We start from the raw sequence: 12039 nt of genomic DNA, 5'->3' as shown, positions 1-12039 counted from the left end.
AGGAAGCGCGGTTCCGGCTTTCAAACACTGCGAGGAATCACCATGGGTACGACAGAGATAACCGCCAGTGGGCGGTCGATAGGCAAGGGACTAGGGTTTCGCAAGAGCCTGATGACACTGGCGGCGTCGGTCATGCTGGCCACCTCCGCGCAAGCGGCAGGGCCAAGCACCGCCGAGGTCAACACCACAGGGCTGGCGGTGACCGATGACACCGTCACGGTCGGCATCCTGCACTCCATCACCGGCACCATGGCGATCAGTGAGATCGGCTCGGTGCAGGCGGAAAAACTGGCCATTGAACAGATCAACGCCTCCGGCGGCGTGCTCGGCCGTGAGATCAAGTACGTTCAGGAAGACGGTGCCAGTGACTGGCCGACGTTTGCCGAGAAGTCCCGCAAACTGCTGCGCCAGGACGATGTCGCCGCCATTTTCGGCGCCTGGACCTCCGCTTCCCGGAAGGCCATCCTGCCGGTGATCGAGCAGTACAACGGCATGCTCTACTACCCCACCTTTTACGAAGGCCTTGAGCAGTCCCCGAACGTCATCTACACCGGCCAGGAAGCCACCCAGCAGATCCTGGCGGGTATCGACTGGGCGGTGAAGGAGAAGGGCGCCAAGAGCTTTTACCTGCTCGGCTCCGACTACATCTGGCCGCGCACCTCCAACAAGATCGCCCGCAAGCACATCGACAAGCTGGGCCTGAAGGTCGTGGGTGAGGAGTACTACCCGCTGGGCCACACCCAGTTCAACTCCGTGATCAACAAGATCAAGCTGAAGAAGCCGGATGTGATCTTTGCCTCGGTCGTGGGCGGCTCCAACGTCGCCTTCTACAAGCAGATGAAGGCCGCCGGTGTTGATTTCACCGAAGAAAAGCCCCTGCTGCTGACCATCTCCGTGACCGAGGACGAAATCCGCGGCATCGGTGGTGAGAACGTGGAAGGCATCTACGCCTCCATGAAGTACTTCCAGAGCCTCGACAACCCCAACAACCAGGAGTTTGTAGCGGCCTTCAAGGAAACCTACGGCGATGACATGGTCATCGGCGACGTCACCCAGGCCGCTTACCTTGGCCCGTGGCTGTGGAAGGCCGCGGTTGAAAAAGCCGGCTCTTTCGACATCGACAAGATCCGCGAAGTCTTCGCCGGCATCGAGTTCAAGAAAGCGCCGGAAGGTTACGTGCGCATCCACGAGAACCACCACCTGTGGTCCAAGACCCGCATCGGCCGCGCCCAGACTGACGGCCAGTACCAGGTTGTCTACGAGACCGAAGAGCTGATGGAGCCGGACCCGTTCCCGGAGGGTTACCAGTAAGCATGGATTGCCGGCGCCTGCGCGCGCCGGCAGCCATTACCTCCAGAACGTAAAGCATGTTGGTTTGAAGGGGAGAAAGGGTCATGTTCGATGGCTACACCAGCAGTGAATTGATGTCGATATTTGCCATGCAGGGGTTTGCCGGGCTCTCCCTGTTTTCAGTGTTCGTACTGATGGCAATGGGCCTGGCCATCATCTTCGGTCAGATGGGTGTCATCAACATGGCCCACGGGGAGTTCATGATCCTCGGCGCCTACACCACCTACCTGACCTCGGGTTTCTTCCAGAGCTACCTGCCCAGCCTGTTTGGCGGGTATTTCTTTGTGGCCATGATTCTGGCCTTCCTGATCTGTGCCGCATTGGGAGCGCTCGTCGAGTGGCTCATGATACGGCGACTCTACCACCGACCGCTCGACACGCTGCTGGCCACCTGGGGCCTGAGCCTGATCATGCAGCAGGCCTACCGCTCGATCTTCGGTGCCCGTGAAGTGGGCGTGGAACTTCCCGAGTGGATGATGGGGGCGTTCCAGGTGACCGACCTGGTGGAACTCCCCATCAACGGCCTGTTCGTGATGATCATCGCGCTCTCGATTGCCGTCGGCGTCTACCTCCTGATGTACCGCTCCGGCTACGGCAAGAAAGTCCGGGCCGTGGTCCAGAACCGCCCCATGGCGGAAGCGGTGGGCATCAACAGCGCCGGCATCGACCGCGCCACCTTTGCCCTCGGGTGTGGCATCGCCGGTATCGCCGGGGCCGCGTTCACCATGATCGGCTCCACCGGCCCGTCCTCCGGCCAGGCCTACATCGTCGACACCTTCCTGGTGGTGGTGTTTGGCGGTGCCCAGAGCCTGATCGGCACCATTGTCTCCGCCTTCGGCATTTCCCAGGCCCAGTCCACCATGGAGTTCTTCCTGAGTGGTTCCATGGCCAAGGTTCTCACCCTGCTGGTGGTCGTGGGCATTCTCATGTTGCGCCCCGAAGGCCTGATGGCCCTCAAGGTTCGTCGCTAGGAGCTCGTCATGAAAACACCGTCTAAAACACCATCGATAGTGAACTGGTTTACCTCCCGCGAGGGGCTGTATTACCTCGCGCTGGCCGCGCTGCTGGTGGTCATTCTGCCGCTGGCGCTAGACCCCTTCCGCCTGAACATGGTGGGCAAGTACCTGACCTACGCCTTCGTGGCCATCGGCCTGGTGATGTGCTGGGGCAAGGCCGGCATCCTCAGCCTGGGCCAGGGCGTGTTTTTCGGCCTCGGCGGCTACTGCATGGCGATGTTCCTGAAGCTGGAGGCCTCCACGCCGGAGGCCACGGCCATCCAGTCCACCCCGGGTATTCCGGACTTCATGGACTGGAACCAGCTCACCGAGCTGCCGTGGTTCTGGGAACCGTTCCACAGCTTCTCCTTCACCCTGCTGGCGGTGATCGGGGTGCCCATGCTGCTGGCCTTCGTCATTGGCTTCGCCATGTTCACCCGGCGGGTGGGCGGCGTGTACTTCGCCATCATCACCCAGGCCATTGCGGCCATCCTGACCATCCTGATCATCGGCCAGCAGGGCTACACCGGTGGCGTGAACGGCATCACCGACCTGCAGACCCTGATGGGCTGGGACATCCGGACCGATGCCGCCCGGACCACCCTGTACTTCGTCTGCGTGGCGATGCTCTTCCTGTGCCTGTTTGTGGCCCGGTTCGTCCAGAACCGCAAGCTCGGCCGCATCCTGGTGGCCATGAACGCCCAGGAAAACCGGGTGCGTTTCTCCGGCTACGACGTCGCCGCCTTCAAGATCTTCGTGTTCTGCCTGGCGGCGGCCTTTGCCGGCATCGGTGGCGCCTTGTTCACCCTGATCGTCGGCTTCATGTCGCCGTCGTTCATCGGCATCGTCGCCTCCATCGAGATGGTGATCTTCTGCGCCCTCGGCGGCCGGTTGTCGATCCTCGGTGCGGTCTACGGCGCGCTGCTGGTGAACGCTGCCAAGAGTGGCTTCTCGGAATCCTTCCCGGAACTCTGGCCGTTCGCCATGGGTGCCCTGTTCATCGGTGTGGTGCTGGCGTTCCCGAACGGTCTGGCCGGGCTCTACCAGAGCTACGTGATGCCGCTTGAAGAGCGCCTGTTCAAGCGCAAGCCCAAGGCCGAGGCCCAGCCGGTATCCGAGCCCGAGCCGACCCCCGAGGCGCGCAAGCCCGCGGTTGAGGCGAAGGAAGCGCGCGAATACGACCCGATGATTGAACACTACAGCCCGGAGAAATCCTGATGAACGCAGCCAAATCCAAGAACAGTGATTTCCTGCTGGCGGTGGAAGGTCTCACCGTGTCCTTCGACGGCTTCAAGGCAGTGGATGACCTCTCGTTCTACCTCGATCCCAAGGAAATCCGGGTCATCATCGGCCCCAACGGTGCCGGCAAGACCACGGTGCTGGACCTGATCTGCGGCAAGACGAAGGCTACCTCCGGGTCCATCAAGTTTGCCGGCAAGGAGCTCACCAGGCTCAAGGAGCACCAGATTGTCCATTCCGGCGTGGGTCGGAAATTCCAGACCCCCTCGGTGTTCGAGGACCTGACCGTGTTCGAGAACCTGGAGCTGTCATTTCCAAAGGGCCACAGCGTCGGCGGGGCGCTGGCGTTCAAGCGCGATCCGGCGGTGATCGAGGCGGTGGAAGAGGTGGCAGCGACCATCTTTCTTACCGATGCCCTGAACGAGCCGGCGGCGTCCCTCAGCCACGGCCAGAAGCAGTGGCTGGAGATTGGCATGCTGCTGATCCAGAAGCCGGACCTGCTGATGCTGGATGAGCCGGTGGCCGGCATGTCCGTGGCCGAGCGCAAGAAAACCGCCGAGCTGCTCAAGGTGATCACCAAGGACCACACGGTGCTGGTGATCGAGCATGACATGCAGTTTGTCGGCGACATCGCCGACCGGGTCACCGTCATGCATCAGGGCAAGGTTCTCTCGGAAGGGTCCATCGAGCACGTGAAATCGGACCCGAAAGTCATCGAAGTCTACCTGGGGCACTGATCATGCTGAGCGTAAAACATTATTCGGTGGCCTATGGCCAAAGCACCATCATCGACGACCTGAACCTCGATGTGGCAAAGAATGAAATCGTGGCCGTGGTCGGCCGCAACGGTATGGGCAAGACCACGCTGATGAAATCCCTGGTGGGGATGACGCCCACCAGGGGCGGCGAAGTCAGCCTGGACGGTACCGATCTGTCCAGCCTGAAGAGCTTCCAGCGGGTGCGCGCCGGTATCGGTTTCGTACCCCAGGGGCGGATGATCTTTCCCACCCTGACAGTGCGGGAAAACATCGAGACCGGTCTGGCCGCGGTGGGCGAGAAGAAGGTGCCGGAGGACCTGTACGAGCTGTTCCCGGTGCTCAAGGAAATGCAGAACCGCCGGGGAGGCAACCTGTCCGGCGGCCAGCAGCAACAGCTGGCCATCGCACGCGCTCTGGCTACCCGCCCCAAGGTGCTGCTGCTCGACGAACCCACCGAGGGCATCCAGCCCAACATCATCAAGGACATCGCCCAGACCCTGCGGCGCATCCGCGATGAGCGGGGCCTGTCGATTGTGGTGTCGGAGCAGGTATTGAGCTTCGTGATGGATGCGGCCGACCGGATTCTGGTGATCGAGAAGGGCGCCATCGTGCACGAAGAGAGCCGGGCGGAAGCGGACCAGGACAAGATTGCCAGCTATCTGGCGGTGTAACGAGGAGTAGAGTAATGAGACACGGTGATATTTCCAGCAGCAACGACACCGTCGGCGTGGCGGTGGTGAACTACAAGATGCCCCGGCTGCACACCAGGGACGATGTGCTAGCCAACGCCCGCCAGATCGCGGACATGATCAAGGGCATGAAGGTGGGCCTGCCGGGCATGGACCTGGTGGTGTTCCCGGAATACAGCACCATGGGCATCATGTACGACAACGACGAGATGATGGAAACCGCCGCCACGGTTCCCGGCGACGAGACCGCCATCTTTTCCGCCGCCTGTCGCGAGGCCAACACCTGGGGGGTGTTCTCCCTGACCGGCGAGCGCCACGAGGAACACCCGAAAAAGGCGCCCTACAATACCCTGGTGCTGATCAACAACGAGGGCGAGATCGTCCAGAAATACCGAAAGTGCATTCCCTGGTGCCCCATCGAGGGCTGGTATCCCGGCGACACCACCTACGTCACCGAGGGCCCCAAGGGCATGAAGATCAGCCTGATCATCTGCGACGACGGCAACTACCCGGAAATCTGGCGCGACTGCGCCATGAAGGGCGCGGAGCTGATCGTGCGCTGCCAGGGCTACATGTACCCGGCCAAGGAACAGCAGATCATGATGGCCAAGAGCATGGCCTGGGCCAACAACTGCTACGTGGCCGTGGCCAACGCCTCCGGTTTTGACGGCGTGTATTCCTACTTCGGCCACTCGGCACTCATCGGCTTTGACGGCCGCACCCTCGGTGAGTGCGGCGAGGAGGACATGGGTGTTCAGTACGCCCAGCTCTCGGTGAGCCAGATCCGCGACGCCCGTACCAACGACCAGTCCCAGAACCACCTGTTCAAGCTGCTGCACCGGGGCTACACCGGCGTGCATGCCTCCGGTGACGGTGACAAGGGCGTGGCCGACTGCCCGTTCGAGTTCTACCGCACCTGGGTGATGGATGCCCAGAAGGCGCAGGAAAACGTGGAGGCGATGACCCGCAAGACCGTCGGTACCGCCGAGTGCCCGGTCGGGGAGCTGCCGTTCGACGGCAAGGAAAAATCCGCAGGGGCCTGAGCCCGGGAGGCACTGATGCCGTTTATCAACGAACGGCTGGAAGCCAACCGGGAGTCCATTGCAAAGAACCGGGCCGCTTCAGGCCCGGTCCGTGTTTCCCGGTTCCGCTTCGAGCCAGTGGCCGTGATGGCCCGCCTTCGGGACAACATCGTCGGCCAGGACCACGCCCTCACCGCCATGGAAGCCATGCTGGTGCGGGTGAAGGCCGACATCGGCGAGGACAACCGGCCGCTGGCGGTGCACCTGTTCCTGGGGCCCACCGGCGTCGGCAAGACCGAAACCGTGCGCCTGATCGCCGAGGCCATTCACGGCAGCCGCGATGGTTTGTGTCGCATCGACATGAACACTCTGGCCCAGGAGCATTACGCCGCCGCGCTCACCGGTGCACCGCCGGGGTATGTGGGCAGCAAGGAAGGCCACAGCCTGTTCGACCTGGACAAGGTGCAGGGCTCGTTCAGCAAACCCGGCATTGTGTTGTTCGATGAGATTGAAAAGGCCAGCAAGGAAGTGGTCCGCACCCTGCTCAACGTGCTGGACACCGGCCGGCTGGTGTTTCCCTCCGGTAACCGCGAGATTGATTTCCGCAACACCCTGATTTTCATGACCAGCAACGCCGGGGCCCTGGAGGCCGAGGCGTACGAACAGCGTTACCGGCGGGGCTGGCGGCGCTGGCTCGGGTTATCGCCCGGCAACGGCGAGGGTATTCGCGATGCTGCCCTGCGCCGCCACTTTGACCCGGAATTCCTCAATCGGATCGACCAGATCCTCACCTTCAATCCTCTGACCGAGAACTGGCTGGAGGCCCTGCTGGACATCGAGCTGGCGGGCCTCAATCGCCGCCTGTCGAAAAAACACGCGGAGCTGAGCCTGTCGCCGGAACTGCGCACCGAACTCTGCCGCGGCTACGACGCCCGCTATGGCGCCCGGGAGTTGCTGCGAGTATTTCGCCAGCGTCTGGAGCCGGCGCTGGCCCGGGCGTTGCTGACCTATCCGCACTGTCACCGGTTCGAGGCTTCGCTGGAGGGCAGGGCCGTCACGGTTCACCAATACGTCGAATGACGTAGGTACCGGGGGCATTTCGCGAATACCTCCCCGGCACCGGATTTCGGATAGTAAAGCCGTTACCTAAACGTGTAAGCCAAGACCAAGGAGCGCCCGTTATGGCTGAAACCATAATCAAGATTGATCTGAACAAGTCGGCCTATGAGAACGACAAAATCCACAACCGCTGGCACCCGGACATTCCGCTGGTGGCCACCGTCAAACCCGGCGACGATTTCATCGTCGAGTGCTACGACTGGACCGGCGGCCAGATCAAGAACGACGACAGCGCCGACGACGTGCGAGATGTGGACCTCAGCCAGGTGCACTTCCTGTCTGGCCCGATCGGGGTTGAGGGCGCGGAGCCCGGCGACCTGCTGGAAGTGGACATTCTCGATATCGGCACCTTCGAAGAGAGCCAGTGGGGCTTCAACGGCTTCTTCTCCAAGCAGAACGGCGGTGGCTTCCTGACCGAACACTTCCCGGAGGCCCAGAAATCCATCTGGGACTTCAACGGCATGTTCACCAAATCCCGCCACATTCCGAATGTGGAATTCGCGGGCCTGATTCACCCGGGCCTGATCGGCTGCCTGCCCTCCAAGGAACTGCTGGAAACCTGGAACAAGCGGGAAGCCGGCCTGGTGGCCACCGACCCGGAGCGGGTGCCCGAGCTGGCCACCCTGCCCAACGGCGAGACCGCCCACATGGGCCAGATGCGCGGCGAACAGGCCAAGGCCGCCGGCGCGGAAGCCGCCCGGACCGTACCGCCCCGTGAGCACGGCGGTAACTGCGACATCAAGGATCTGTCCCGGGGTTCCAAGGTGTACTTCCCGGTGTACGTGGACGGCGGGGGCCTCTCCGTGGGCGACCTGCACTTCAGCCAGGGCGACGGTGAGATCACCTTCTGTGGCGCCATCGAGATGGCCGGCTGGATCCACCTGCGGGTGAACCTGATCAAGGACGGCGTCAAGAAATACGGCATCAAGAACCCGGTGTTCAAGCCCAGCCCTATCAAGCCCCGCTACGACGACTACGTGATCTTCGAAGGCATCTCGGTGGACGAAGACGGCGGCCAGCATTACCTCGACGTGCACGTGGCCTACCGCCAGGCCTGCCTGAACGCCATCGAGTACATGACCAAGTTCGGTTACACCAAGGCCCAGGCCTACGCGATCCTCGGCTGTGCGCCGGTGGAAGGCCACATCAGCGGCGTGGTGGATATCCCGAACGCCTGCGCCACGCTCTGGCTGCCAACCGGCATCTTCGACTTCGACATCAACCCGTCGGCCGATGGCCCCCAGAAGAAAGTCAGTGGCGGCATGGACGTACCCCTGTCGAAAGATAAGGAGTAACCGCCATGCCCGTGTATGACTACAAGTGCCGCGAGCACGGCCTGTTCAACACACTTGCCACCATGGACGACGCCGCCAAGCCGGCGGAATGCCCCACCTGCAAGGTGTTGTCGCCCCGAGTGATTGTGTTGCCACCGCACATTGCGGCCATGGACCCGGCCAACCGGGCGGCCCAGGACCGGAACGAAAAATCCCGGCATGAGCCGGTGTTTTCCACCGCTGACCGCCGGGCCCACGACCAGGAACACAGCCGCAGTTGCGGTTGTGGTTCCCCGAAGCCTGGCAAGTCGATGCTGTTCTACACCGCCGACGGGAAGAAAATGTTCCCCTCCATGCGGCCCTGGATGATCAGCCACTGACGTTCAGTACAGAGTCTGTCACGTGTTTGGCCCCTTCGGGGGCCTTTTTTGTTGCCCCGCCTTGTTCCGTCTGAATATCGTGTATATAGTGTTTTCATCCTTGGTTAACTACCAGATGTTGTTTTTTTGAGCATCTCGGTATCGGGAATCCGGTGAGAATCCGGAACTGACGCGCAGCGGTATTGGAGAACGAGCGTGGCATGAAGACACTGGCGCAAGCCGGGAAGTCGCCACGCGAGGCCGAATCGAACGATTCATGCTCCTGAGTCCGAAGACCTGCCAGGGATACAACTGCACCTTCGCGTCTTAAGGTGAGCAGATCGGTAGTGCCTGCCCGTCCCCCGGGCAAGGTGCGCCCCTGCGTACGCGAAGGTGAAAGGAACCCAACGCGTATTCAGGAGTACAGACATGTCCACCTCTGCCCTGGCTGCACCCCAGCCGTCCGCCCCAACTGAAACCGAATCCCTGCAGGTCATCAAACGCAACGGCACCCTCGTGGGTTTCAATCCGTCCAAGATAACCGTCGCCGTGACCAAGGCATTTCTGGCGGTGGAAGGCGACAAGGCCGCCGGCTCGGCCCGCATCAACGACGCCGTGCACCGGGTCACCGAGCAGGTTATCCAGGCCATCGGCCGGCGCCTGAAAGCCGGCGGCAAGGTTCACATCGAAGACATCCAGGACCAGGTGGAGCTGGCGCTGATGCGGGCCGAGGAACAGAAAGTCGCCCGCGCCTACGTGCTCTACCGGGAAGACCACGCCCGGCAGCGTGCCCACCATCACCCGATGGAAGCCCACCCGCACCTGACCGTGAAAAAAGCCGGTGGCGAGATCGCCCCGCTGGACCTGGGCCGCATGAAACTGCAGGTGGAGCAGGCGGCTACCGGCCTGGACGGCATCGATGGCGACTCCCTGGTAGAGGACGCCCTGACCAACCTGTACGACGGCATTGCCGAGGAAGATGTGCTGTCGGCGCTGGTGATGACCGCCCGCGGGCGCATCGAACAGGAGCCGGACTACAGCGCCGTCACCGCCCGGCTGTTGCTGGAGCAGCTACGGCTGGAGAACGCCTCGGCCCTGAACTTGTCCACAGAGCTGCCACTGGCGGAAATTTATCCACAGGCCCTGAGAGCCTTCATCGCCGCCGGCATCCGCTACGAGCTGCTGGACGAAGCGCTGGCGGCCTTTGATCTGGAGCGCCTGGGCACCGCCCTGAAACCGGAGCGGGACCGGCAGTTCGGCTTCCTTGGCCTGCAGACCCTGTACGACCGTTACTTCCTGCACTGGAACAAGGCCCGCCTGGAACTGCCGCAAGTGTTCTTCATGCGCGTGGCCATGGGCCTGGCGCTGCGCGAGGATGACCCGAACACCCGCGCCATCGAGTTCTACAATCTTTTGTCCTCGTTCGATTACATGGCCAGCACGCCCACGCTGTTCAACAGCGGCACCCGGCATTCCCAGCTGTCCTCCTGCTACCTGACCACCGTGGGAGATGACCTCGAAGATATCTACGGGGCTATTCGCGACAACGCCATGCTCTCGAAATGGGCCGGTGGCCTGGGCAACGACTGGACTCCGGTGCGCTCCCTCGGCGCCCACATCAAGGGCACCAACGGCCAGAGCCAGGGTGTGGTGCCGTTCCTGAAAGTGGTCAACGACACCGCCGTGGCCGTGAACCAGGGGGGCAAACGCAAGGGCGCGGTGTGCGCCTATCTGGAAAGCTGGCACCTGGACATCGAGGAATTCCTGGAACTGCGCAAGAACACCGGTGACGAACGCCGCCGCACCCACGACATGAACACCGCCAACTGGGTACCGGACCTGCTGATTGAGCGCATGCGCGAGGACCGGGACTGGACCCTGTTCTCTCCCAGCGACGTGCCGGACCTGCACGACCTCTACGGTAACGAGTTCCGGGAGCGCTACGAGCATTACGAGGCGCTGGCGGAGCAGGGCGAAATCAGGCTGTTCAAGACACTTCCCGCCAAGCAGCTCTGGCGCAAGATGCTGACCGTGCTGTTCGAGACCGGCCACCCCTGGATCACCTTCAAGGACCCCTGCAACCTGCGCTCGCCCCAGCAGCATAAGGGCGTGGTGCACAGCTCCAACCTGTGTACCGAGATCACCCTGAACACCAGTGCGGACGAGATTGCCGTGTGCAACCTGGGCTCGGTGAACCTGGCCGCCCACATCGAGAACGGAGAGCTGGACGTGCAGCGGCTGGAGCGCACGGTGACCACCGCCGTGCGTATGCTCGATAACGTCATCGACATCAACTACTACGCGGTGCCCCAGGCGAAGAACTCCAACCTCAAGCATCGGCCGGTGGGCCTGGGCCTGATGGGCTTTCAGGACGCGCTCTACCAGCTGGGCCTGCCCTATACCAGCCCGGAAGCGGTGGCCTTTGCCGACGTCGCCATGGAGCAGCTCAGCTACTTCGCCATCCGTGCCTCCGCCACGCTGGCGGGTGAGCGAGGTGCCTATGAGAGCTACGAAGGTTCACTGTGGCAGCAGGGCATTCTGCCCATCGATTCCATCAGCCTGCTGAAACAGGCCCGCCGGGAAGGGGACCTGTCCGTGGATACCAGCGCCCGCCTGGACTGGACCCCGGTGCGCGAGCTGATCGCCCAACACGGCATGCGCAACAGCAACGTGATGGCCATCGCGCCCACGGCGACCATCTCCAACATCGTGGGCGTGTCCCAGTCCATCGAGCCGGCGTACCAGAACCTGTTCGTGAAATCGAACCTCTCGGGCGAGTTCACGGTGGTGAATCCGTCGCTGGTCCGCGACCTCAAGGTCGAGGGCCTGTGGGACAACGTGATGGTCAACGACCTGAAATACTTCGACGGCTCGGTGCAGCAGATCGACCGCATCCCGGCCGAACTCAAGGCCCGCTACGCCACCGCGTTCGAGATTGACGCCCGCTGGCTGGTGGAAGCCGCCGCCCGCCGCCAGAAATGGCTGGACCAGGCCCAGAGCCTGAACCTGTACATGGCCGAACCCAGCGGCAAGAAGCTGGATGCCCTGTACCAGTTGGCGTGGGAGCGGGGCCTGAAAACCACCTATTACCTGCGCTCGCTGGGTGCCACCGGGGCCGAGAAAACCGCGCCCGTATCAGCGCCTTCTATGGCACCCCAGCCCCAGGTATGCAGCATCGACGACCCTGACTGCGAAGCTTGTCAGTAACCACTTACTTTCAATTTAAGAGGCACA

At 62.4% G+C, this 12039-nt stretch carries 10 protein-coding genes and 1 riboswitch; all 10 genes read left to right on the top strand.

What is annotated here, in order from left to right; translation table 11 throughout:
* Positions 1-132 precede the first annotated feature (132 nt).
* The 10 genes from urtA (at position 133) to K0B93_RS11960 (ending at position 12012) form a co-directional block, all read left to right on the top strand.
* Entirely contained in the window at positions 133-1311 is a 1179-nt protein-coding gene (gene urtA, locus K0B93_RS12005) for an urea ABC transporter substrate-binding protein (RefSeq protein WP_416383209.1), read from the top strand.
* 83 nt (positions 1312-1394) lie between these two features.
* Complete coding sequence (gene urtB, locus K0B93_RS12000; RefSeq protein WP_218636084.1) at positions 1395-2321, top strand: urea ABC transporter permease subunit UrtB; 927 nt, start codon at positions 1395-1397, stop codon at positions 2319-2321.
* 9 nt (positions 2322-2330) lie between these two features.
* Positions 2331-3563: an urea ABC transporter permease subunit UrtC gene (gene urtC / locus K0B93_RS11995; protein ID WP_219867434.1), complete on the top strand. Its 1233-nt coding sequence runs from the start codon at positions 2331-2333 to the stop codon at positions 3561-3563.
* The gene (urtD, locus tag K0B93_RS11990; RefSeq protein ID WP_219867433.1) at positions 3563-4321 is read left to right on the top strand and encodes an urea ABC transporter ATP-binding protein UrtD; all 759 of its coding nucleotides are present in this window, start codon (positions 3563-3565) and stop codon (positions 4319-4321) included. The genes urtC and urtD overlap by 1 nt, the downstream gene beginning before the upstream one ends.
* Positions 4322-4323: 2 nt before the next feature.
* A complete protein-coding gene (gene urtE / locus K0B93_RS11985; protein ID WP_219867432.1) occupies positions 4324-5013 on the top strand; it encodes an urea ABC transporter ATP-binding subunit UrtE in 690 nt (229 codons plus the stop codon).
* 14 nt (positions 5014-5027) lie between these two features.
* On the top strand, positions 5028-6074 hold the full coding sequence (locus K0B93_RS11980) for an aliphatic amidase (protein ID WP_219867431.1): 1047 nt from the start codon (positions 5028-5030) through the stop codon (positions 6072-6074).
* A gap of 15 nt (positions 6075-6089) precedes the next feature.
* On the top strand, positions 6090-7133 hold the full coding sequence (locus K0B93_RS11975) for an AAA family ATPase (protein ID WP_219867430.1): 1044 nt from the start codon (positions 6090-6092) through the stop codon (positions 7131-7133).
* Between the two features lie 101 nt (positions 7134-7234).
* A complete protein-coding gene (gene fmdA, locus K0B93_RS11970; protein WP_219867429.1) occupies positions 7235-8467 on the top strand; it encodes a formamidase in 1233 nt (410 codons plus the stop codon).
* A 5-nt stretch (positions 8468-8472) separates the two neighbouring features.
* Positions 8473-8826 (top strand): zinc ribbon domain-containing protein, encoded by a 354-nt coding sequence (locus K0B93_RS11965; protein ID WP_219867428.1) that lies wholly within the window; start codon positions 8473-8475, stop codon positions 8824-8826.
* Positions 8827-8910: 84 nt separating this feature from the next.
* Positions 8911-9125: riboswitch (cobalamin riboswitch) on the top strand.
* Positions 9126-9234: 109 nt separating this feature from the next.
* Positions 9235-12012, top strand: coding sequence for a ribonucleoside-diphosphate reductase subunit alpha (locus tag K0B93_RS11960; RefSeq protein WP_219867427.1), 2778 nt, complete (start codon positions 9235-9237; stop codon positions 12010-12012).
* Positions 12013-12039 lie beyond the last annotated feature (27 nt).

Source organism: Marinobacter sp. F4218, assembly GCF_019443085.1.
Taxonomy (GTDB): Bacteria; Pseudomonadota; Gammaproteobacteria; order Pseudomonadales; family Oleiphilaceae; genus Marinobacter; species Marinobacter albus.
This window is presented reverse-complemented; position numbering and strand designations above follow the sequence as displayed.

What these genes read in the sequence shown, in the direction of transcription:
- urtA (WP_416383209.1), top strand. Translation starts at nt 133, where the DNA reads ATGCTGGCCACCTCCGCGCAAGCGGCAGGGCCAAGCACCGCCGAGGTC.
- urtB (WP_218636084.1), top strand. Translation starts at nt 1,395, where the DNA reads ATGTTCGATGGCTACACCAGCAGTGAATTGATGTCGATATTTGCCATG.
- urtC (WP_219867434.1), top strand. Translation starts at nt 2,331, where the DNA reads ATGAAAACACCGTCTAAAACACCATCGATAGTGAACTGGTTTACCTCC.
- urtD (WP_219867433.1), top strand. Translation starts at nt 3,563, where the DNA reads ATGAACGCAGCCAAATCCAAGAACAGTGATTTCCTGCTGGCGGTGGAA.
- urtE (WP_219867432.1), top strand. Translation starts at nt 4,324, where the DNA reads ATGCTGAGCGTAAAACATTATTCGGTGGCCTATGGCCAAAGCACCATC.
- K0B93_RS11980 (WP_219867431.1), top strand. Translation starts at nt 5,028, where the DNA reads ATGAGACACGGTGATATTTCCAGCAGCAACGACACCGTCGGCGTGGCG.
- K0B93_RS11975 (WP_219867430.1), top strand. Translation starts at nt 6,090, where the DNA reads ATGCCGTTTATCAACGAACGGCTGGAAGCCAACCGGGAGTCCATTGCA.
- fmdA (WP_219867429.1), top strand. Translation starts at nt 7,235, where the DNA reads ATGGCTGAAACCATAATCAAGATTGATCTGAACAAGTCGGCCTATGAG.
- K0B93_RS11965 (WP_219867428.1), top strand. Translation starts at nt 8,473, where the DNA reads ATGCCCGTGTATGACTACAAGTGCCGCGAGCACGGCCTGTTCAACACA.
- K0B93_RS11960 (WP_219867427.1), top strand. Translation starts at nt 9,235, where the DNA reads ATGTCCACCTCTGCCCTGGCTGCACCCCAGCCGTCCGCCCCAACTGAA.